General features: G+C 45.4%; 22 protein-coding genes, 1 pseudogene and 1 riboswitch. Of the genes and pseudogenes, 12 read left to right on the forward strand and 11 right to left on the reverse strand.

What is annotated here, in order from left to right; translation table 11 throughout:
- Positions 1-651: helix-turn-helix domain-containing protein (locus NCCP2331_RS16245; protein WP_251671836.1), on the forward strand; the 651-nt coding region annotated here is incomplete at its 5' end.
- A 248-nt stretch (positions 652-899) separates the two neighbouring features.
- Here NCCP2331_RS16245 and NCCP2331_RS16250 read toward each other — a convergent pair.
- From NCCP2331_RS16250 to NCCP2331_RS16270, 5 genes are all read right to left on the reverse strand, one after another.
- Entirely contained in the window at positions 900-2,444 is a 1,545-nt protein-coding gene (locus NCCP2331_RS16250; protein ID WP_251671837.1) for a methyl-accepting chemotaxis protein, read from the reverse strand.
- A gap of 204 nt (positions 2,445-2,648) precedes the next feature.
- A complete protein-coding gene (locus tag NCCP2331_RS16255) occupies positions 2,649-3,458 on the reverse strand; it encodes an MBL fold metallo-hydrolase (RefSeq protein ID WP_251671838.1) in 810 nt (269 codons plus the stop codon).
- 90 nt (positions 3,459-3,548) lie between these two features.
- On the reverse strand, positions 3,549-4,316 hold the full coding sequence (locus tag NCCP2331_RS16260) for an energy-coupling factor transporter transmembrane component T family protein (protein WP_251671839.1): 768 nt from the start codon (positions 4,314-4,316) through the stop codon (positions 3,549-3,551).
- Positions 4,294-5,778, reverse strand: coding sequence for an ABC transporter ATP-binding protein (locus tag NCCP2331_RS16265; protein WP_251671840.1), 1,485 nt, complete (start codon positions 5,776-5,778; stop codon positions 4,294-4,296). Before NCCP2331_RS16265 ends, NCCP2331_RS16260 begins: the two co-directional genes overlap by 23 nt.
- A 1-nt stretch (position 5,779) precedes the next feature.
- Positions 5,780-6,349, reverse strand: a complete 570-nt coding sequence (locus tag NCCP2331_RS16270) for an ECF transporter S component (RefSeq protein WP_228551107.1) — start codon at positions 6,347-6,349, stop codon at positions 5,780-5,782.
- Between the two features lie 81 nt (positions 6,350-6,430).
- A riboswitch (TPP riboswitch) is annotated at positions 6,431-6,542 on the reverse strand.
- A gap of 163 nt (positions 6,543-6,705) precedes the next feature.
- Here NCCP2331_RS16270 and NCCP2331_RS16275 point away from each other — a divergent pair.
- Positions 6,706-7,281 carry an exonuclease domain-containing protein gene (locus NCCP2331_RS16275; RefSeq protein ID WP_251671841.1) on the forward strand — a complete coding sequence of 192 codons (576 nt, stop codon included), beginning with the start codon at positions 6,706-6,708 and terminating at the stop codon, positions 7,279-7,281.
- Between the two features lie 253 nt (positions 7,282-7,534).
- On the opposite strand, the gene NCCP2331_RS16280 is transcribed toward NCCP2331_RS16275, so the two are convergent.
- From NCCP2331_RS16280 to NCCP2331_RS16305, 6 genes are all read right to left on the reverse strand, one after another.
- Positions 7,535-9,220 carry a methyl-accepting chemotaxis protein gene (locus NCCP2331_RS16280; RefSeq protein WP_251671842.1) on the reverse strand — a complete coding sequence of 562 codons (1,686 nt, stop codon included), beginning with the start codon at positions 9,218-9,220 and terminating at the stop codon, positions 7,535-7,537.
- Positions 9,221-9,576: 356 nt separating this feature from the next.
- The gene (locus tag NCCP2331_RS16285) at positions 9,577-10,680 is read right to left on the reverse strand and encodes a LolA family protein (protein WP_251671843.1); all 1,104 of its coding nucleotides are present in this window, start codon (positions 10,678-10,680) and stop codon (positions 9,577-9,579) included.
- Positions 10,677-12,128, reverse strand: a complete 1,452-nt coding sequence (locus NCCP2331_RS16290) for a sensor histidine kinase (protein WP_251671844.1) — start codon at positions 12,126-12,128, stop codon at positions 10,677-10,679. The genes NCCP2331_RS16285 and NCCP2331_RS16290 overlap by 4 nt, the downstream gene beginning before the upstream one ends.
- Positions 12,125-12,826 (reverse strand): response regulator transcription factor, encoded by a 702-nt coding sequence (locus NCCP2331_RS16295; protein WP_153722883.1) that lies wholly within the window; start codon positions 12,824-12,826, stop codon positions 12,125-12,127. The genes NCCP2331_RS16290 and NCCP2331_RS16295 overlap by 4 nt, the downstream gene beginning before the upstream one ends.
- Before the next feature lie 138 nt (positions 12,827-12,964).
- A complete protein-coding gene (locus NCCP2331_RS16300; protein WP_228551109.1) occupies positions 12,965-13,309 on the reverse strand; it encodes a winged helix-turn-helix transcriptional regulator in 345 nt (114 codons plus the stop codon).
- Positions 13,296-13,490, reverse strand: coding sequence for a hypothetical protein (locus tag NCCP2331_RS16305; RefSeq protein WP_251671845.1), 195 nt, complete (start codon positions 13,488-13,490; stop codon positions 13,296-13,298). Before NCCP2331_RS16305 ends, NCCP2331_RS16300 begins: the two co-directional genes overlap by 14 nt.
- A 97-nt stretch (positions 13,491-13,587) precedes the next feature.
- On the opposite strand from NCCP2331_RS16305, the gene NCCP2331_RS16310 reads away from it, so the two are divergent.
- From NCCP2331_RS16310 to NCCP2331_RS16350, 10 genes and pseudogenes are all read left to right on the forward strand, one after another.
- Positions 13,588-14,517, forward strand: coding sequence for a YitT family protein (locus NCCP2331_RS16310; protein ID WP_251671865.1), 930 nt, complete (start codon positions 13,588-13,590; stop codon positions 14,515-14,517).
- A gap of 18 nt (positions 14,518-14,535) precedes the next feature.
- Complete coding sequence (locus tag NCCP2331_RS16315; RefSeq protein ID WP_251671846.1) at positions 14,536-14,742, forward strand: hypothetical protein; 207 nt, start codon at positions 14,536-14,538, stop codon at positions 14,740-14,742.
- 39 nt (positions 14,743-14,781) lie between these two features.
- Positions 14,782-16,191 carry a SulP family inorganic anion transporter gene (locus tag NCCP2331_RS16320; protein WP_251671847.1) on the forward strand — a complete coding sequence of 470 codons (1,410 nt, stop codon included), beginning with the start codon at positions 14,782-14,784 and terminating at the stop codon, positions 16,189-16,191.
- The gene (locus NCCP2331_RS16325) at positions 16,188-16,616 is read left to right on the forward strand and encodes a universal stress protein (RefSeq protein ID WP_251671848.1); all 429 of its coding nucleotides are present in this window, start codon (positions 16,188-16,190) and stop codon (positions 16,614-16,616) included. The genes NCCP2331_RS16320 and NCCP2331_RS16325 overlap by 4 nt, the downstream gene beginning before the upstream one ends.
- Positions 16,617-16,968: 352 nt before the next feature.
- Positions 16,969-17,331: a VOC family protein gene (locus tag NCCP2331_RS16330; protein WP_251671849.1), complete on the forward strand. Its 363-nt coding sequence runs from the start codon at positions 16,969-16,971 to the stop codon at positions 17,329-17,331.
- Positions 17,332-17,400: 69 nt separating this feature from the next.
- Entirely contained in the window at positions 17,401-18,321 is a 921-nt protein-coding gene (locus tag NCCP2331_RS16335; protein ID WP_251671850.1) for an EamA family transporter, read from the forward strand.
- A 250-nt stretch (positions 18,322-18,571) separates the two neighbouring features.
- Positions 18,572-18,703, forward strand: a complete 132-nt coding sequence (locus tag NCCP2331_RS18425) for a hypothetical protein (RefSeq protein WP_264879263.1) — start codon at positions 18,572-18,574, stop codon at positions 18,701-18,703.
- Positions 18,704-18,878: 175 nt separating this feature from the next.
- Positions 18,879-19,310, forward strand: coding sequence for an RND transporter (locus NCCP2331_RS16340; RefSeq protein ID WP_251671851.1), 432 nt, complete (start codon positions 18,879-18,881; stop codon positions 19,308-19,310).
- A gap of 236 nt (positions 19,311-19,546) precedes the next feature.
- Entirely contained in the window at positions 19,547-20,143 is a 597-nt protein-coding gene (locus NCCP2331_RS16345; RefSeq protein WP_251671852.1) for a hypothetical protein, read from the forward strand.
- Positions 20,140-20,265: pseudogene (locus NCCP2331_RS16350) on the forward strand (GNAT family N-acetyltransferase); the annotation flags it as partial. The gene NCCP2331_RS16345 and the pseudogene NCCP2331_RS16350, both read left to right, overlap by 4 nt.
- Position 20,266: the final 1 nt, after the last annotated feature.

Genomic DNA, 20,266 nt, shown 5'->3' on the forward strand with positions numbered 1-20,266 from the left:
ACTATTGCTTTTACATTACGGTTTAACTCGCAAGAGGCTTTTTCCAGGGCATTTAAGGAAATATATAATTTTCCGCCAGGTCAGTATCGCAAGCTAATGAAAATATTTAGATTAGAGGGGGAGAATGGCATGGAACATCAAGAGATCAAGGGTTGGATGTTGAGCGGGACGAATATAGAATTGTATGAAGCCAAGTTAGATACTCAAGTTTTTCATTCAGGAAAGCAGTCGGCTGTTTTATATTCTACGGGAGAGAACAGTGAGGAGCAGTTTGCTACGTTGATGCAGGAGTTTCAATCTGCTGTATATAACGGAAAAAGAGTGCGACTGTCCTGCTATCTGAAGTCAGAAAATGCAACGAAGTGCGGAGCGTGGATGCGGATTGATAATGCTTCTAGCGATCCGATTCAGTTTGATAATATGGATTCACGTGCAATTTCAGGAACAACGGAATGGAACCATTATGCCATCGTTTTAGATGTGCCACCCGAGAGTATGTCAATTCATTTCGGGGTGCTGCTTATAGGGAAAGGCAAAGTCTGGATGGACGGATTTCGTTTTGATGAAGTAGATTTGAATGTGCCGTTGACTAATATGCTTTCCAAAGAGCGGCTCCCCAAACAGCCATCGAATTTAAGTTTCACTGAGTGACGGCATGGAGAAGTTTAAAACACTTTAGTAGGTAGTGGGAGGAGTATTATGGAACTCGGCAATCAAAAAAAGAGGTATGTAATTTCAGTCCTGATTATCTTTGCGACCATTACTATCGGAAAGATGCTTTTTTACAGCAGTATTGGTCATTTTATAAAGGGATTGTGGGGAAATTAACTCGTCATAAAAAAAGGGGCGGATCTGCCGAAAATGGAGATTCGCCTTTTATAATGAAGCAAATACAGTTGTTAAACGTCTTCGGCCATCGTGGCAGTAATCTGTCTTACGATTGCGTTCAATTCTTCTACCAACGATTGAAGGGAGGAGGAAACTTGGTTTAATTCTTGAGATGCTGCGGATTGTTGTTCAGTAGTCGATAAAATAGTTTCAATGTCTTCAGCGAATGCCCGTGTAATAGCTGACACTTGGCCAAGTATTGCTTGTGTGTCTTCTGAATGGTTCAGCAAAGAAGAGGAAGCAGCAGATAAATTGCTGATTTCACTGCTTACATAGTGGGTAGAGTGAGTAATCTCTTCAAAAATATGTTTTGTCTGGGAAATCAGTTCTGTTCCTTTTTGGATTTCCGTCAAGTTGACATGCACTTTATCCGAAACGCTGTTAATTCCTTCTTGAACTGTTTTAATAACAGTCTGAATATCGGCAGCTGACTTATTTGATTCGGCAGCGAGTTTGCGGACTTCCTCTGCGACTACTGCAAAACCTTTACCTTGTTCTCCGGCTCTTGCCGCTTCAATCGAGGCATTCAGTGCCAAGAGGTTCGTTTGATCAGCAATTTCAGAAATGAAGGTGATGTATCGGCCAATGTCCTGCGAATAAGATGACAGCTCATTGACCAAATGTACAACCGCCTGAAAGGTATCATTGATTTTCGTCATTTGCTCCGTCATGCTGGCTATGTTGGCATCTCCTCTTGCTATCTGTAAGAGCGTATCTTTGGCATTCGTATCGATGTGCTCTGCATTTTCATTAATTTGCAGAATTTGAAACTGTATGGAATGAATGCTTTCAACACCGGACTGCAGGGTGGTCATCTGGCCTTCTGTGCCTTCTGCAACTGTTTGAATAGATGAGGAAATTTCATTGCCGGCTGCTGACAACTCTTCCGAACTGGATGATAAATAACTAGTTGAGTCAGAAACGGATAAGCCAGTTTTTTTCAGGCTGTCCAATACATCTTGGATAGTCTGCTGCTGCAGGCTGACTTTTTCTTCGTAAAGCCTGTTATTTTTCTGTTTTGTATAAATAAAAAGAATGGTCGCCCCGCTGATTAACAGCAGGAAGATTGCATGGATCAGTAGCAAAGAAAAGCGGTAGTCCGATGTTCCGCAAATCAGCTCGGGAATGAAAATGTAACCGGCCAAATGATGGACTGCAAAGATTGCTGTACTGATTATGATTAATTTTATTTGGTCGAAAAATGCAATCAATGCAATCACAAGAAAAATGGAAAAATGGTATTCTACTAAGCCGTCTCCGCCTGCAATAATAGAAATACTGCTGAATGTCAGTGTCAGCATAATCAGAAAAGGCAGAACAGCAGAGTCCTGTTTTTTTCTGAGCATGACGACCGAAGTGATAAGAAGGATGACCGGAATAATGAAAAGTAAATTTTGCATAAACAATAAACTGCCTGTGAACGGGCCGGTACCGTTTAATAAAACATGGTCTCCCAGAAACCCAAACTGTCTGTGCATTAGGCTGACAATGATAGAAATAAGTAGCATAATACAAGAAAATAGCGTCATTAAGCTATTTCTATGGATGATATTCATTTACAAAAGCTCCTGTTCATCTATAATTACATTCAGTAAGCTAGTGTACAATATTATTCTTACAAAACTCTTAAAGTTATTTAGCGATGACATTAAGAGCTTCTGCTAACATAAAACTAGAAAGCAGTGAATTGTGTTAAAGAGTTAATTTCAAAAAACACCGGCCAGCGTATATTGCTGTGTCGGTGTTTTTTGTATAGTAACCTATGCTTCTGCCAATATCGAACGAATCATATGAATCGAATCCCATTCACCTGAAGAGAACTTGGTGATCGGATATTTGTTCGGCAGCAGTCGGTTTTTTATTTCTTTCTCGTCAAAGCCCTGGCCATGCAGATCCAGTGTCTGTTCACGAAGACCGATAAGGTACTCCAGTTTCTTCTCCATCGCTTTGCGTCCGTCCTTCACATATCCCGCATGACAGCAAAACATTTCCTCATAATCATGTGCCAGTACCGTCTCAATCGATCGGATGATGTCGGGGATATGTTCTTCTCGCAATACCAGCTTTGTTTTTGGGTTGACATAGAGGTCGCCGGAAAACAGCTGGCCTGTTTCTGTATTCAGGAACGCCAGATGATCTGCTGCGTGGCCGGGTGTATCGATGATTTTCCACTCCGCTTGGCGGGACATAAATGTTTTACCGAACGGCAGTGCGGTAAACGGTTTCCGGCTGCCCCAGAATGCTTTCCGGTAGAACGGGTACTTCGCTTTTCCTGCACATTCTGCGATGTGTTTCTTATCCATATAGACGGGAAGCCCGAATGTTTTTTGCAGGTAACCCGCCCCGCCTGTATGGTCCTCATGGGAATGAGTGATGACCACCTGGTCGATATCCGCTTTTTCAAAAAACGACTTGAATTGTTTCAACAGAGACTGAGCACCAGTATCAATTAAGACACCGTCTGTCTCAAACGAATACACATTCAGCTTGACACCTTGGAACGACACCACGCCGTTCATAAAACGAACGTCGCCAATCTTACCTTCGGATGCACTTTTCTTCATGAGCATATTCTTCACTTCCTTCTAGTCATGTTGCTTTATACTAGAATAACATATAATGAATGAATATTCATAAAATAGAAACGATTAGTTGATTTCTTATATAAAAGCCAGCGATAAGGCGGTGGCAATGACTGTAATCATCACGATCACAAACACTGCATCCATCTGGCTATAGTGAGTAGTATAATAATACGTCCTCGCTGCACCCATCTGATACTGCTTGGCTTCCATGGCAACCGCAATGCGCTGCGCACGGCGGATACTCTCTGCAAACAGGGGAACGGTGTACATCTGCAGACGTTCGTAAACGCCTTTAACACCTCTCGAAAATTGGATATTCCGCACTTTCAACGCATTCCTGCGAATCTGAAGTTCTTCCGTTACGGCAGGGATCAGCCGGAATGACGCGATAAAGCTGTATGCATATTTTGACGGCAGCCGAAATTGCTGCATCATCGCGTAGAAAAACAGCACAGGCTGAATCGTCAGCAGAAATGTGAAGCCGACAAATCCGAATGACAGCGACTTACTGCCGAGCAGCAGACCGTGCTGTATGCTCTCTTCAGAAATCTTGATTAAATACCACTGCCATAGCACTGTATCTCCTTTACCGAACAGGATCAGTGTCAGTGCGGAAGACAGGAATGAAATCAGCAGCGGAATCGACAGCAGGGCGAGCTTCCTGATGGAATAGCCGCTGAATAGATAGAAAAACACTCCATAAAAAACAGCTTGCCAGACAGCGAACGGGAAATTTTGATTAAAGAGCGTGATTAGTAATAGTGCAAAGAACACGACAAATTTCAGCGCAGGATTCACTTGAAACAGCCATGTTTTGCGCTCAGGCGTGAACCATGCGAGCATTCCGGTCACCTCCCGCAGAATCCGTGTGCACTATGCCGTCAGCTACTGTCCAGACTGATGTAGCAAAGTGTTCAACAATCTCCATATCATGCGTCACCATTAGAATCGTGACACCTTCCGTCCGCAGCTGCTCGAGTTTTTCAAGTATCGCGAACGTATTGCGGGCGTCCTGTCCGAAAGTTGGTTCGTCCAGCAACACAATATCAGTTCCGGGAGTGAGCGCTGTTGCTACACTAAGCCGGCGTTTCTGACCTGTTGAGAGCTGGTAGGGGTGGCGGCCGGCTGAATCCGGCAAGTTAAACAAGTGCATCAGTTCTTTGGCATACGCTTCCGCCTGATCCTTTGGCATGCCGTGTAATGAAACGGTCAATTCCTCTGCAATCGAGTTCGTGACAAATTGCAGCTCGGGATTTTGAAAGACGAGGGACAGGCCTTTTGGAAGATGCCGTTTCTTCTTTTTCTGGATAACAGGCTCGCCGTTTACTTCATAAATACCTTCTGTTCGCAGCAGTTGCATAAGTGACAGCAGCAGAGTACTTTTACCTGTACCGTTTTCACCTGTAATCGTGATCCAGTCCCCTGACTTCACCTCTGCGCATTCTGCCTGGATTTTTGGTGTGTTTCCGCGAAAACCGGTAAAGTCTTTCAACCGAATTTTATTAGAAGAACCGACGGGCTTGCGGTTGTGCATCATCGAGCGGAAACTATTCAGTTCCAGATACTCTTTCCACACGCCCGGATACCAGATGCCATAGCGCTTCAATTCTTTCTGATAATCAGCGAAAATAGCCGCCGGCGGACCTTCTGCGATGATAGCTCCATTGTCGCTAAACAGCACAACGCGGTCTACCCAGTCGGCAATCAAATCAATTTTATGTTCTACAATGATCACCGTTTTATCAGCTGTAGCCTGCTTAATGGAAGACCAGATCTGCTCCGTACCATCGGGGTCCAAAAGGGCAGACGGTTCATCAAGAAACAGGACATCGGGCTCCAGCAGAAGTACAGAAGCCAGCGCCAGACGCTGTTTCATGCCCTGCGACATTTCGTTGATTGGCGAATGTGATGTGTTCAGCTGCAGATCTACACGCTTTAACGCTTCTTCAATCAAAGGTGCCATTTTATCCCGCGGGGCTTGCAAATTCTCCAGCACAAATGCCAGTTCTTCATCTGCATACGTCATGCAGAATTGCGTATCAGGATCTTGGAAGACGAATCCCCAAGATTCAGGCAGTACAATTTGGTCTGCTTTCATTGGCAGCTCAATGGAATTGGGAATGATGCCGCTCAGTACTTGAAGCAGTGTCGATTTTCCACAGCCGCTTGGTCCGAGCAGCAGAACTTTTTCACCCCGCTGCACAGAAAACGAGAAATCTTTGAAAACTAATGAATCCTCACCCGGAAATTTCAGACGCAGATTGGTGACGCCGGCCGGGCATTGTTTCGAATGAACCATCTTCATGTTACCGGTCCAGCATCGAGTATTCTTTTTTATCAACGGGACGGATTAAAGATGTCACACCTGTTTTTTCAAGAGCGCGGACAATCAGTACAGCAAATATGCCGGTGAAGATAAATGCGCTGATCGCACGCAGCCCATATTTCACAATAAGAGCCCAAGTTTCAAGCGCGGCATAACCGTACACCAAATCAAGTGTGAAGCTGGCAGCACAGGAAGCAACACCTGCAAGTCCTGCAACCAGCATGGAAAATCGTTTGTAGCGGGCTGCCGCAAATACTAATTCAGCTGCCAGCCCCTGTACAAACCCGTACATTAATACTTCAATGCCATGGCCTGCAAACGCCGATAAACTTGCACCTGCAATACTTGCAATCAATGCGGTGCCGGGCTTGCGGATGAGCAGGTAGGCGAAGGGACCCACCATGAACCACATTCCATAGATCAGCTGACGGGCAACCGGCATGATTGGTTTGACTACAGTGTATAGGTCATCCCAGAATTTCATGAGGATGCCGAAGACCACGCCGATCATGATGGTGATCAGCAAATCTGTAAACTTTAATTTCTTCAATAAATTCCACTCCTTTTATTTTTGCCTAAACAAAAAGCCGTCTGAAAGAGCAGACAGCCGAGGAGGGAAATTCATCCCGATTATTCCATCGAACACGCTCTCTACGCTGGCATTACCCAGATCAGATTCACGGTCAGCAGCGGTTTCATCTGCTATCTCAGCCTGATTCACTCAAGCACCCGTACGGACAATTATGTTAGCAATGCTAGTATACAGCAGACAGATTTGTCTGGCAACCTGTCAATGATCAGAGCAAGATGTTACTGCAGAACATGGGTGCGCTGGTATAATAGAAGAAAAGACGGCGCTGGAAGAGTTAGTTACTAGTGATTAATTGACAGTGAAGGAGTTTTCCAATGAATAAACAGATAGCCTTTATAGATGTGGAAACGACGGGTATGAGTGCGGAAGGCAGTGAAGTGATTGAACTCGGAGTCATGCTCGGTGAATTTGAAAACAACAGGATTGTCCGTGTGACAGACGAGTATTGCGAGTTTCAGGAGCCGTTTTATTCGATACCTTCGACAATTACGAGAATTACAGGGATCCATGATCAGATGGTGAGAGGGAAGTCGCTTGATATGAATAAAATCATATCAATTTTAAGCCAGGCAGATGGGATCGTGGCGCATAATGCTGCATTTGACAGGGGGTTCGTCAGCCGGCTGCTGCCCGAAACGCTTGATATGGACTGGTATTGTTCCGTCCGGCAGATCAGATGGAAAGATTATGGTTTTGAAAACGGCAAACTGCAGCAGCTGCTGAACGCACATCGGATTGACGTGAAGCAGGCGCACAGAGCGCTGGATGATGCGAAAAACCTTGCAGTGTTGTTGAATCATTCACATTCGAAACTGGCGGAAGACGCGACGTTCATTTCATATTTAATGGAGAAGAATCCGCTGAAAAAGCCGGCTGGACTACGCAGATAACTAATGAGAGCCGCCCGTAAAGTCATTTTTAATTGGCTTTGCGGGCGGCTCTCTTTGCGTTACGGACACTTAGATTACTCTATGATCATCCGTTGTGTTTTAAAGGAGGGGCTGGGTAATAGTACCTTAAAGGGAAAAGAATGCTGTCAGTGTAAATGCGTAGGATGTGAGTGTTGGAATGAATCTTGAAAGGCAATTAGAAAAGCGCCTGTTCTGAAGGTTACAGAACAGGCGCTTTTAAGATTTGAAATAATTACAGTTTAAACTGTCGGACAAGATTATTCAGTTCTTCTGCCAACGCTGCCAAGTCACCCGAACTTTTTGCGACTTCTTCCATCGCGCTGCTTGCCTGCTCGGAAGAAGCGGATGTCTCTTGTACTCCAGCTGCGGATTCTTCTGTGATGGCAGCAATTTCTTCGATAGAACTGCTCATTTCTTCACTGTTCGTCGAAATAGCCTGCAGATCTTGTGCCATACCGCGGATTCGTTCAGTCATTGCTGTTACGGCCTCATTGATTTTCTGGAAGGTTTCTCCTGTTCGCTCGATTTGGCCCGTTCCTTCCTCGACTTCTTTATAACCCATTTGAAGCGAATCTGTCACCATACTGGACTCGCTTTGAATCCGACGGACGATATCGGTAATGGTCGTTACGGAAGCGGAAGACTGCTCAGCGAGTTTCCGGACTTCATCAGCCACGACTGCAAATCCCTTGCCGTGCTCGCCGGCTCGCGCAGCTTCAATTGCTGCATTCAAGGCGAGCAGATTGGTCTGTGCCGCAATGTCTTGGATGACGGAGACGAGTTCCGAAATCTGTTGGGTATGCTGATCCAGCCCCTCTACTTTCAGGACAGCTTCATGCACCATCTTATCGATCAATCCCATCTGTTTGGAAGAGGAATTCATCAATTCGCTGCCTTCAACCGTCATTCCCAAAATTTCATCAGAAGACTGCTGAATGAAACGTCCGCTTTCATTGGCACCAGCGACTTTCAGCACAAAAGATTCCATATTGCTTGACAGGCTGGACGCATTGTCTGCCTGCGACTCAGTACCGTGTGCCAAATCTTCCATCGTCGTGGCAATTTGCTCCGTGCCGGCTTTCACTTCATTAGCTGACTGGGTCAGCTCCTCGCTCTGTGTAGAAACAGTGGAGGATACATGCCCGATTTCGTCGAGCAGATGATGAGTGCTTCTGTTCATCTCATTCGTAGAGGCAATTAGCTGTCCAATTTCATCCCGAAGATGAGTCTCAAGCGGTTCGCCGGTCAAATCGCCGTCTGCCAGCCGCTTCATGCGGTCGTTGACGATTCCAAGCGGCCGGGTAATTGAATTCGATGTGACGAGCGCGGCGGCAATGCTCAGCAGTATCACCAGTATAATCACACTGGTTACTACAATGGCAGTTGTTTTACCGCCTGCCAGCATCTCTTTTTCCAGTTCAATGATGAATTGCTCCCGGTTACTGGCAGTCTCTTCATAGGCGCCCATCAAGGAGAGGGCTTCCTCATTTAATGCGAGCAGATTGACGCGGGCTTCCTCCTCATTGCCTCTCTTATACTCTGTAAATACATCATCCGTGATCGCTTCCCGCCATTTGACTGTGCGGTCCATCAGATCCATCGTCTCCTGGCTGGTACCGAGTTCACGAATGGCTTCTTGATCAGCTGCACTGTCCGCAGTATATTCATCAAATAAATCCTGATAGTGCTGCTCTCCTGTCAGGATGAAGCCTCTTGATGTAGCTATGCGGTTCGCCATATCTAGAGACAGCTGCTCATCTGCAATCAGCAGCGGCAGCTCCTTCTCCAAAATATTTTGTGTTAACTTATTGTTTTGCTGCAGGGTATATATCATATATGACCCGACCAGCACGATTAATAGAACGACCACCGAAAAACCAAACAGCAACTTCCCCCGAATACTTTTGAAAGTACCCATTTTTCCACTCTCCTGACTGACAATTAATGATCATCGGATTTTCATGAGTTATATGTAATAAGAATGAGTGTTCAGTGAAAATATGAAACTACCGATGAAAGTAGGTGCTTATAGTATAGCGCTTTTTCATAGTATTTACTATGAGCTAGTGAAAAAGACTTAAAAAGTTCTTTTTTATCAGCTATGAGGGAAGTATTGGAATACTCAAAAAATGCCCCTGCATCTATGTGCAGGGGCATGGATTACTTGAGTTTATTTTTTACTCTGCTTCAAATACAGCAAGGTGACGCTGATTGAATAGATCAGCAAAAACATGATGACTGTCAAATACCAATTCAACAAGAATTCCTCCTCATCTATTCTTCTGTCAACTTCATCGATTCTAAATAGGTTAGTGCCTCGTCAAAATCAATTTCGGGGTTTTCCAATATGATATTATACTGCAATCCCTCCTCTTCCCATTCCATGAACCGGAATCCGCTGCTGTCCATTTTCGTTCCCTGCTGCCCGCGGATGGTCAATTCCTCTTCAGCACCCACTTGCCCGAAGTCTACTGCATTCGGCAATGGTTTTAAAACAGTCAGGGAAAAGGCGGGCAAGTCATTTCTCTTATAGTCAAACGAATACTCCGGACGATCCTCAATCCCTTCTAATACAGTAATCCGGTCTAATTGAAGTCCGTCTGTTTCAGGTATTTGATAATACGAACCAAGTGATTCCTTTACGTCTTCCAATGAAACTTCCTTTGGTGCGTAATTTTCCTCATCCATTACTTCAACAGTCGCATCTTCGGGGAAATCTAAGACAAATAATTCTTCTTCCAATTTGGGCTTGAAATCAATCTTCGTATATTCCTGTATCAGTTCAGTATGAGCGCTTTTTGAAACCGATTTCAGTACCATCCAGGTCTCTTTATCGATCCAGACTTCTTGATCGCCAATCAAGGATGCATCGTCTTTTGTCTTTGCGACTATGTGGAAAGTATCTCGTCCGGCAACTTTTTCATCCGCTTCATTGGTGAAATCATGTGTGTCTTTTATTAGTTTCAATAAATGCTCAGCTTGCTGGCGGGGAGACTGCTGCGTGAGCGCTGCTTGGTCTTCGCTAGAAAACTTCATGATATTGACGGTGTTGCTTGCTTGATCATAAACTGACAGCTGCTGACCGTCATTGATTGCAATACTCTGCTCATCCCCGTCCCCGTCCCCGTCCCCAGATGCGATTTCCACTCTTCTTTTACCATCTTCAGACACCCACTCTTTTGCAGAAAAATCACTTTCATCGTCACTGAAATGCATCGTATATTCGGCGTAGTATGACGTAGTTTCATCCGCTTCTTTCAGTGCGGCATTGACCACCTCCTGCGGTGAAAATTGACTCTCTTCAGAAGTGCATGCTGCCAGTCCGACTGCGAAAAACAGCAGGACTATAATAGATAAGGATGGTTTCAACCAATTCATCCATTTTCCTCTCCTTTACTTGGCGGCAGCCAGCAAATGATCGCCGTGCCGATTTCCTCAGAAGACACCATTCGAACCGTGCCGCCGTGTTTTTCAATAATTTGTTTTGTGATACTCAAGCCGAGCCCATTTCCGCGGTCGCCGGCTTTTGTCCTCGCCATGTCTGCTTGGAAAAGTGGTTCGAACACACGAGTGAGCTGCTGTTCGGATACACCTTTCCCTTCATTTTGTACAATCAAATATAAACCGTCATCAGCCGTCATTGCTTGCTGTACAAAATCATATGTCCAAGAAGGGATCACCTTTGCATCAGTTGCAGATAAACCGATGCTTCCTTCAACTGCAGTATGCGAAATAGCATTCGCAACTACATTATCCACAACCCGCATCATTTGTTTGGCATTGACTGCAAATTCTCCGGTCACATCCACCTGCATATCCAATGAAATTTGCTTCTCATCACATAGCGTCTGATAGCCGGAAAGCAGCATATCGAAAAACTCATCGCCTTCGACTGCCACAAATTCCATGTCATATGTGCTGGATTGCAATAATGTATACATCGATAAATCATCGAGCATTTGCCGCATATAATTTGCCTTTGCGACAATGACATCGTAATATTCCGATTGCTCTGCGGGTGACCGCATCCCTGACTGCAATGCTTCCGTATAGGCACGAATCGAAGTAAGCGGTGTTTTTAAGTCATGGGAAATACTTGCAATCATCAATTCTTTCTGCTGTTGTTCCGCAGCGAGTTTCTGCTTGGCAGATTCCAACTCTGCCTGCATAGCGGCAAAACTCTCAGCCAGCTCACCAATTTCATCATTCCGTTTTGGCATAGGTGCAACGTTTTTCCCTTTTGCGAAAGATGCCATCTGTTCCATCAGCAACTGCAGCGGCCGAATTAATTTGCGGTTGACGAGCAGAGCAACTGCGATGAACAATGCAAGGAAGAATACGGTAAATAAAGCGGCGACGAGCCATGTTCGCTGTTTGACCGCAGCCGTCCATTGATCACGCGGCAATTCCACTTCATAGACTCCGACAAGCGAATTGCCGACAAAAACGGGTTCTTTATAAATATAAGTTCCGAATTTACGCTGCAGCTTAAAAAAGTCTTCATAGAGGACGTTCTTTGAAACGAATGACAGAGGCTTCAACGGATGGGAAGAATACAGCATATATCCCGAACTCAAGTAAAGCGTAATCGAAATTTGATCGTTAGCCAAACTGTCGATCGATTTCCAATCAGCATTCAGTTGGTAGAGTGACGGATCCTGTAATAGCTCTTCTGTTTTCTGCACTTCCAGCCAGCTGGCCAAATATTCTTCTACATTCTGATCTTGATGGTAGGAGTTGATCCAGGCGAACAGTCCATAACCCGCAGCGATCGGCAGCAGCATGACGAGAAGATAGGACAGCAAAAGCCACGTTTTGATCTTCATTGCAGGTCACCGATAAAGCGGTAGCCTTTTCCCCAGACCGTCTGAATGAAGCGGGGTTCTTTGACCGGATCCTGCAATTTTTCCCGTAGTGCCTTCACATGCACCGTCACTGTATGGGTTTCGCCAAGCTCTGCCTGCTGCCAGACGTGGCGGTAAAGTTCCTCTTTGGAAAAGACGCGTTCCGGATGCTGCGCCAGCAGTTTCAGCAGTTCAAATTCCTTGCGGGTCAATGAAATTTCCGTGTTGTGGAGAAATGCCCGTTCGCTTTGCCAATCAATCAGCAGTCCGGCACGATATACTGTCTGCTCTGCTTGCAGTTCCTGTCCGTTATAACGCCGCCATCTGCGCAGCTGGGCCGCCACTCGCGCTGTTAATTCCGTCAAACTGAACGGCTTGGCTACATAATCATCCGCACCGATATCAAGCCCCGTCACTTTATCTTCATCTTCATTGCGCGCGCTGATCATGATGATCGGCACGTCACTGGCCAGGCGGATATTTTTACACAGCGTGATTCCGTCCATTTCGGGCAGCATCCAATCGACCAGCACCGTGTCATACTGCCCGGCTTGGAAGTCTTCCCATCCTTCCAGGCCCGTCGTTGCCCACGTTACCCGGTAGCCTTCCAGCCGCAGCGTGTCGCGTATGATCCGTGCGATTTCCGCGTCATCTTCCACGAGCAATATCCGTTCCTCCATAGCAACTCCTCCTGACTGTACTTTATCACCGGATCTGCGACCATCCCGATAGTTTACAAAGGCTTTATAATTCATCTCCCAAATAAAAACGCCTGTGCAGCAAGCATGTGAATTCCATGGTTGCTGCACAGGCGTCCGTCATTTCATTTGCCGCTTGAACTCTTCCTTTGTCGCCGCCCAGTCCATCATGGCCTGAAAAACTTTCTTGAATTCATAACCCGGCGGCGTCAGCTCATACTCGACTTTTTTCGGTGCGTCAGCGAGCACATGCTTGATGAGCAGCCCTTCCTGCTCCAAATCTTTCAGCCGTTCGGATAATAGACGGTCCGAAATACCGTCGATGGAATTCAGCAGTTCGTGATAGCGTTTCGGTCCTTCAAATAATTGATAGACGATGATTCCTGTCCAGCGCTTTCCGATAAACTCAATGGCGCTCCGGTACAAGTCACAGGTCGTCTGATTCTGCTCCTCATTTTGTGTCAAGATGAAAACCCCGTTCATGTTTTTCTACATCATACCATATTCCCAAAAACTTGACGGCCGGATGATCATAGAAAGCGGCTAAGTGCTCATAGATTCCGTCGGGGCGCTCATAGCAGAAGTTTCGCCGCTCATAGGCGACTTCCAAGTGATCATAGAGCCAGTGAACTTGATCATACAGCATCTCGGGGCGCTCATAGCGAAACAGCGGCACCTTCATTAAATTAGGGACTGACCAAATGCCGCAGTGGGTATACTAAAAGAAAGCACACGAAATGAAAATGGAAAGAGGCGGTGTGATGGTGAAAATGGTAAAGCAGAAGCATCTATGGATTCGGAACTTTTTTCAAGCATTTATGGTAGTGGCCGGCTCTGTCATTACGGCATATGGGCTTGAGTCCGTGCTTATTCCGAATAAAGTCTCAGACGGAGGTGTGACGGGACTGAGTATTGTCGGTTCGCAATTATTCGGCGTGCCACTCGGTATGTTGATTGCGGTACTCAATATCCCGTTTATCATTCTGGGCTATTTTCAGATCGGCCGCCGGTTTGCCGTGCTGTCTGTCATCGGGATTGCTGCACTCGGGATCAGCACGTCGCTCATGCACCATGTGCCGATTATTGTGCAGGGCGATGCATTGCTAGTGACGGTAGTGGGCGGCATTATTATCGGGATCGGAATCGGGCTGGCACTGCGGAACGGCGGCGCTCTGGACGGTATTGATATGCTCGCCGTACTGCTTTCAAGAAGACTGCCGTTTGCGACGAGCGACTTGATTTTATTTTTGAATATCTTTGTATTTATCATTGTTTCATTCGTCTTCGGGCTGACAGGGGCCATCATGTCCGCGATTGCTTATTTCATCGCGTCAAAAGTGATCAGTATTATGGAAGTCGGTCTGAGCGGTTCAAAGGCATATAAAATCATGACCGATGAATCTGAAGCGATGATTGAGGAAATCCGCATCCGTCTGGGTCACAGTGCTACGTACCAAACGGTGCAAGGCGGCTATTCCAATCAAAACTTCATGGAAATCACTTGCATTATCCATCGTCTCGAAGACAGTAAGATGAAGGAGATCATTCGGGATGTGGACAAGCATGCCTATGTGGCGGTGTATGACGTGGCGGAGTTTAAGAGAGGGAATTTATACAAGAATCGTACAGCAGACAAGAAGAAAAATGGCCGGCATCCAGGGAACCCCTATTAATTGATGAGGTGATGGACAATGGATCGCAAAGCTGTGCAGCAAGAAATGGTACATTGCACTGTGAAAGAACTTCACGAATGGAAGAAGCATGCGGAAAAATGCTTTCAGTATTATACAAAGTACCGGAATGAATATGAGATTGAAGAGTGCTTGTTTATCATGACGAAAATTGACGGCGAGCTGCAAAGAAGAGAAAAAATCCTATACGAAAATAACTCAAGGTGATATGCTGTCTCGAGATAAATAACACGGAAGGGGAACGTTATGCACTCTTTACAGCAGCAATGGTTTGGAAATGTAAGGGCCGATTTATTGGCGGGTATTGTCGTCGGACTGGCACTTATTCCGGAGGCGCTCGCATTCGCCTTCATCGTCGGAGTCGATCCGCGTGTCGCGCTCTATGCTTCATTTACTATTGCAGTCATTACATCATTTGTCGGCGGCCGACCGGGGCTGATTTCTGCAGCTACCGGCGCGATGGCTTTGGTTCTCGTCAGCTTGATGGCAGATCACGGCCTGGAATATGTTCTTGCAGCTACCGTCTTAACAGGAATCATTCAATTTATACTGGGAGGGCTGGGTGTCGCGAATTTAATGCGGTTTATCCCGAACTCCGTCATGCTCGGTTTCGTCAACGCACTCGGCATTATGATATTCATGACGCAGCTGCCATATCTGATGGGCTTCGGCGGCATGACCTATGTATTTGCCATCGCGACTTTGATTTTAGTCTACGCAGTACCGCGTTTTTTCACCGCGATACCGGCACCGCTGATTGCGATTGTCGTCATGACGGCAGTGGCCCTGTTCAGCGGCATCAAACTGCAGACTATCGGCGATTTAGGAACGATGCCGAATACATTGCCGGCATTTTTCCTGCCGGATATCCCGCTGAACTTTGAAACCTTGAAAATTATTCTGCCGTATTCATTGGCACTGTCAGTTGTCGGTTTATTGGAATCATTGCTGACCTCGCAGGTGCTCGATGATATGACCGATACGCCGAGCAATAAAAATCGGGAAGCACGCGGACAGGGTATCGCCAATTTCATCACCGGATTTTTCGGCGGCATGGCAGGCTGCGCGCTGATCGGCCAATCCATGATCAACATGAAATCAGGAGGAAGAGGACGGCTGTCGACATTTACAGCCGGTGTATTCCTGATGTTTCTGATCATTGTGCTGGGGGATCTCGTAGTGAAAATCCCGATGCCTGTACTGGCCGGCGTCATGGTGATGGTGAGTATGACGACATTTAACTGGGGTTCCTTCAAATTTCTGCGGTCTGCGCCCCGTTCAGAATCGCTCGTCATGCTGATTACAGTCGGCATCATTTTATATACGCATAACTTGGCCATCGGCGTGGTGGCTGGAGTCATTATGAGTTCGCTGTTTTTTGTTGCAAAGATCTCCCGCGTGAGTGTTACGAATGAATCGGGCGTCTATAAGGTAAGCGGTCCTTTATTCTTCGCTTCCACTTCGAAGTTCCTTCAATTGTTTGATGCGGTAACTGAAAAAAGTATCGTAATTGATTTTGAAAACAGTCAGCTGTGGGATGAATCGGCGGTCGGTGCCATCTTTAAGCTGAAGCAGAAGCTCGCAGATAAAGGGACAGAGGTAACAATCAAAGGGCTGAATTCATCAAGCGAATTATTATATGAGAAGTTATTGTGAGGTGGAATGAAATGAAAATTGCTGTAGCAATAGACGGTTCAGAAAACGCCATGCGTGCAGCTGAGCATGCCGTGTTCCTAGTCCGCAACTTGCCTGATACGGTGCTGGATATTATCTTTGTAGCCGATTTGAGCAAAGCCATGGATGAGCGGCTACTGACACAAACGCCGGAAAGCATGGCGCTGAAAAGGGAACAAAAAGTGCATCCCGTATTGAAGATGGTGGAAGAAGCAGACATCTACTCGGAACTGACCACATTGAAGGGCAATCCAAGCCAGGAGATCATCAAGCATGTGAACGCATCAGGCACCGATCTGCTCGTCATGGGCAGCCGCGGCTTGAACGCATTTCAGGAAATGGTGCTCGGCAGCGTCAGCCACAAAGTGCTCAAGCATGCGAACTGTCCGGTGACTGTGGTGAAATAACGGCCGGACTTAGCGGGCAGGGCTTCTGGCCGGCAGTGGAATGGTGCGGTTCACGGCGGGTTTGGTTCGTTGAAAATCGTGAATGGCGCGTTGCGGACTGAGTAACGCTCGGTTGAAGCTGTTTTTGGTTCGTTTACAGCCATTTTTCGTGCAGTGCCGGGACACTTTCGCGCGTTTACACTTTCACAAAGACAGTTATAGTGTGAATTACGAGGGAAAATAATAGATAAAAAGAGGACATCATTCGCAGGAGAATCGGTGTCCTCTTTTTGTATTGATTTATAGCGTTTTAGCGATAAGATAGTAAGTTAAAGCAAGTTATATGATTATCTGAAAAGAGGGGGAAATTTAAATGATTCTTGGACTGCATCATGCACAGATTACTATTCCAAAAGGGATGGAAGAGGAAGGGAAAAAGTTTTATTGCAGCATATTGGGGCTGGAAGAAATAGAGAAACCAGAGTCATTAGAAGGCCGCGGAGGATTTTGGTTGAAGGTTGGCGATCGGGATGTCCATGTAGGGACTGAGGATGGTGTTGATAGAAAGACAACTAAAGCCCATTTAGCGTATTTGGTGAATGACATAGCACATTGGAGACGAGTGTTAGTAGAAAATAGCATTCAAGTCATAGAAGGAGTTCCGATTCCAGGTTTCGACCGTTTTGAGTTTAGAGATCCATTCGGCAATCGAGTGGAAATGATTCAGGAATTATAGGATGAATCTTTCAATTACGCCGTCGGTAATTTCGAACATATCAACTAAGCAGGATAAGGGGACGGTTTTATGGAGCATGTGGCGCCTCATAGCAAGAGCACTTATTGGATAGGTGTCATGGCCCTCCTGCTGTCCGCAATTCTGACAGCGGGCAGCCAGGTTTATTATGGAAACCGCGTACAGGCTATTCATCCTTTTTTATTCACCGGAATCAGTTTTTTTATCACCGCTTTTTATTTTCACTGGTTTGCACAAAGGCAAAAAATATCTTATCGATGGGGGAAGGCTAAGTATCCTTTACTGAAGCTGAATCTAGCTTCCATGTTGACCTTCATGGGATTTTATTTTGCATTAAAGTATATTGAACCGGCTATCGTGAGTTCATTGGAAATGGGAATTGGCCCTTTGTTTGTCGTCTTGATTGCTCTATCGCAAAGGCAAACGGTTAAGCGGGAGACCTTGATAATTGCCGTAGGAACTATGATTACGACAATGATGTTAATTTACGCAGTGTTTACTGGTCAGTCGGCGGTGGCGATGCAATTTGATGTGAAGATGCTGCTGGGGATACTGGCAAGTATTTTATGCGGACTGGGAGCCGTGCTTTGTACGATTTATTCTAAACAGCTGGGCACGATTGGCTGGACCAGTTCCATGATATTATCCAAACGATTTTACGGAATTATATTATTATCATTCCTTTTCACATATGACTTGATAGTCGATTATATGGCAGAAAATATTGGCTGGATTTTAGTGATCACGCTGACCGGTGTTTTAATTCCTATGTATTTATTGCAAAAGGGGATTCAATACTGTGAGCCTTTTCTAGTTATGATGTCTTTGAGTTTTATCCCCGTGTTCACCTTTTTCTTGCAGGCATTTGATCCGAGACTGGAGTGGTCTAAATTAACGCTGCTTGGTGTATTGTTGTTGTTCGCCTTCGGAACTGCAAGTGTGTTTGCTGAAAGAAAGAGAACGGTCGGTTAGGATGAACTCCCTATTATATAATCATACGAACGCCCGGAAATGTTTCGGGCGTTATTTGTATTTTTAGTAAACTAGGTCTATGTCATCATGATTTAAAAAAATTGAAAAGTCTGATCTCGCAGGCAGGAGGTGGGTTATTATGGTAGTACGGCAAGAGGAATCAATAAGTGTGCTAAGTCAGATGGATTAGCATCTATTGTGTTAAGGAGATGGATCAAGAGATAGCAGGAATGGATTGCGACCATAAAAATTGGACTTCACAAATGAAGAAGCCGGCGGTGCTGTGCGAAATATGTATTTATTCACAACAGGCGATGACACGGATACGATTGATATTTTAATAAATGGAGAAGCCGCTGTGATTGATAATATTTCAGGCTAAGCACAGATCGTGTCCGGGTTTGATAGGAACGGAGCAAGTGTATGACTCGGAAGGTGTTTGCTTTCATTGGCGGGTTGTTCAGTTGCATCTGAAGTTCACTGTAAAATTTTGCAACCTTTTACATGTCTTCTGCGTAAGTAAAGGAGAGTGGGCGGGAGAAATTGGAAGGGAGAGGATGATCATCAATCAAAGAGTATTGAAAAGAATTAATTGGTCTGTATTCTTTACCCTTATTTTTGCGGGCTGCATTCTCGCCATCCTTGTACTAATGGACGTGAACAGTGCTGCGCAGTCGTTTGATTCGGATCAATCCCGCATAGAGTTTCGATGGAGCAGTATACACGCAATATTCGCAGTCATAATGATTCTCCTGTCGGTATTATTAGGTCTCGGCTGGAAGCGGCTATTTCCTTTCAATGTCCCTGTAGCTTTGATCATTGCAGGCTTATGGTATACCTTATTTTTCTTGACATTTACAGTCGGATGGGTTCGTGCTGCGGGATTTATTGGCTTAGTGGCTGCAGGTTCGGCCGGCATATTGCTGATAGCAGGATATACTATTTATTTCGTGAAGAAAAAAGTGGAACGGTCATCTGTCGTGAAATAAGGAGTGGTTTGAATGGTCGCCGCGCGCAATAAACCAGGGGAAGAAGAAAAAGGTGTTCAGGTTCAGGGAACAGAAGACATTGCAGAATATAGCGAAAGGGCAGTGGGGAAGCGAATATGTAGATACTTCTCCTCCTGAAACTGCTCAAGCACTCCATATACAAATCGTAAAGCCCGAGAGTTGATGAAGGCTAACCTCCACTTGAATTCATCAATCCGGAAAGGGAGGGAGAAGTTATGAATAAAAAGAAAGGCAGGCTCGTCAGAACTGGGATTCTTTCAGCCATATTCATCATATTTGTTTCCTTCATGACATGGTTCTATCCTTTTTCGCCATTCAGTCTGTACAAAAGCTATACCTATAAACCAACAGAGGTGCTCTACAACGATAAGACTTATGAGGAATTGCTGAATGAATTTAAAGAAACCTATCGGGAAGACCTGGAGAAAGCATATGAAAGTTCGCCGGAAGATATAAATAAAATGGTCGTACTCACTCAATATTTGCTCCCTGTCTTTGAACAGGACTGGCTGATCGGGACAGATGCTGCAGCCATTAACCAAGAACAATTGGAAGTTATCCTGCATTTTACAGAAAACAGCCGGGATGTCTTATTGGATGTTACTCTCCAAGAGAACTACACACAGGAGCAGCGGCGTGATCTGCTGAACAGTATACAAAATATGTTTCAATTGGAAGACCGCATCAGATACCTGTCAGATTCGAGATACATGTCCAGAAAAGAGCTGGCCTATTCATTCGATAATTTGCGGGGAGAATTCAGAGATGCTTTCCGGTTTTATGTGAAACCTTTCTATGAAAGTGCCAAGTAGGAATTACCCAACTTTACCCTACATTTTCATCTATCTCCATGAAAAAGGCATGGATACTAAATGATTTATATGTCGACACAGAAGCCCGGAAACAAGGGGTAGGGGAAATGCTTCTAAGGAGGT

The sequence above is a fragment of the Sporosarcina sp. NCCP-2331 genome (assembly GCF_023707945.1).
In the GTDB taxonomy this organism is placed as follows: Bacteria; Bacillota; Bacilli; order Bacillales_A; family Planococcaceae; genus Sporosarcina; species Sporosarcina cascadiensis.

What these genes read in the sequence shown, in the direction of transcription:
- NCCP2331_RS16305 (WP_251671845.1), bottom strand. Translation starts at nt 13,490, where the DNA reads ATGCTGTATGATCAAGTTCACTGGCTCTATGATCACTTGGAAGTCGCC.
- NCCP2331_RS16310 (WP_251671865.1), top strand. Translation starts at nt 13,588, where the DNA reads ATGGAAAGAGGCGGTGTGATGGTGAAAATGGTAAAGCAGAAGCATCTA.
- NCCP2331_RS16315 (WP_251671846.1), top strand. Translation starts at nt 14,536, where the DNA reads ATGGATCGCAAAGCTGTGCAGCAAGAAATGGTACATTGCACTGTGAAA.
- NCCP2331_RS16345 (WP_251671852.1), top strand. Translation starts at nt 19,547, where the DNA reads ATGAATAAAAAGAAAGGCAGGCTCGTCAGAACTGGGATTCTTTCAGCC.
- NCCP2331_RS16255 (WP_251671838.1), bottom strand. Translation starts at nt 3,458, where the DNA reads ATGCTCATGAAGAAAAGTGCATCCGAAGGTAAGATTGGCGACGTTCGT.
- NCCP2331_RS16330 (WP_251671849.1), top strand. Translation starts at nt 16,969, where the DNA reads ATGATTCTTGGACTGCATCATGCACAGATTACTATTCCAAAAGGGATG.
- NCCP2331_RS16280 (WP_251671842.1), bottom strand. Translation starts at nt 9,220, where the DNA reads ATGGGTACTTTCAAAAGTATTCGGGGGAAGTTGCTGTTTGGTTTTTCG.
- NCCP2331_RS16285 (WP_251671843.1), bottom strand. Translation starts at nt 10,680, where the DNA reads ATGAATTGGTTGAAACCATCCTTATCTATTATAGTCCTGCTGTTTTTC.
- NCCP2331_RS16290 (WP_251671844.1), bottom strand. Translation starts at nt 12,128, where the DNA reads ATGAAGATCAAAACGTGGCTTTTGCTGTCCTATCTTCTCGTCATGCTG.
- NCCP2331_RS16275 (WP_251671841.1), top strand. Translation starts at nt 6,706, where the DNA reads ATGAATAAACAGATAGCCTTTATAGATGTGGAAACGACGGGTATGAGT.
- NCCP2331_RS16260 (WP_251671839.1), bottom strand. Translation starts at nt 4,316, where the DNA reads ATGCTCGCATGGTTCACGCCTGAGCGCAAAACATGGCTGTTTCAAGTG.
- NCCP2331_RS16340 (WP_251671851.1), top strand. Translation starts at nt 18,879, where the DNA reads ATGATCATCAATCAAAGAGTATTGAAAAGAATTAATTGGTCTGTATTC.
- NCCP2331_RS16250 (WP_251671837.1), bottom strand. Translation starts at nt 2,444, where the DNA reads ATGAATATCATCCATAGAAATAGCTTAATGACGCTATTTTCTTGTATT.
- NCCP2331_RS16335 (WP_251671850.1), top strand. Translation starts at nt 17,401, where the DNA reads ATGGAGCATGTGGCGCCTCATAGCAAGAGCACTTATTGGATAGGTGTC.
- NCCP2331_RS16320 (WP_251671847.1), top strand. Translation starts at nt 14,782, where the DNA reads ATGCACTCTTTACAGCAGCAATGGTTTGGAAATGTAAGGGCCGATTTA.
- NCCP2331_RS16265 (WP_251671840.1), bottom strand. Translation starts at nt 5,778, where the DNA reads ATGAAGATGGTTCATTCGAAACAATGCCCGGCCGGCGTCACCAATCTG.
- NCCP2331_RS16295 (WP_153722883.1), bottom strand. Translation starts at nt 12,826, where the DNA reads ATGGAGGAACGGATATTGCTCGTGGAAGATGACGCGGAAATCGCACGG.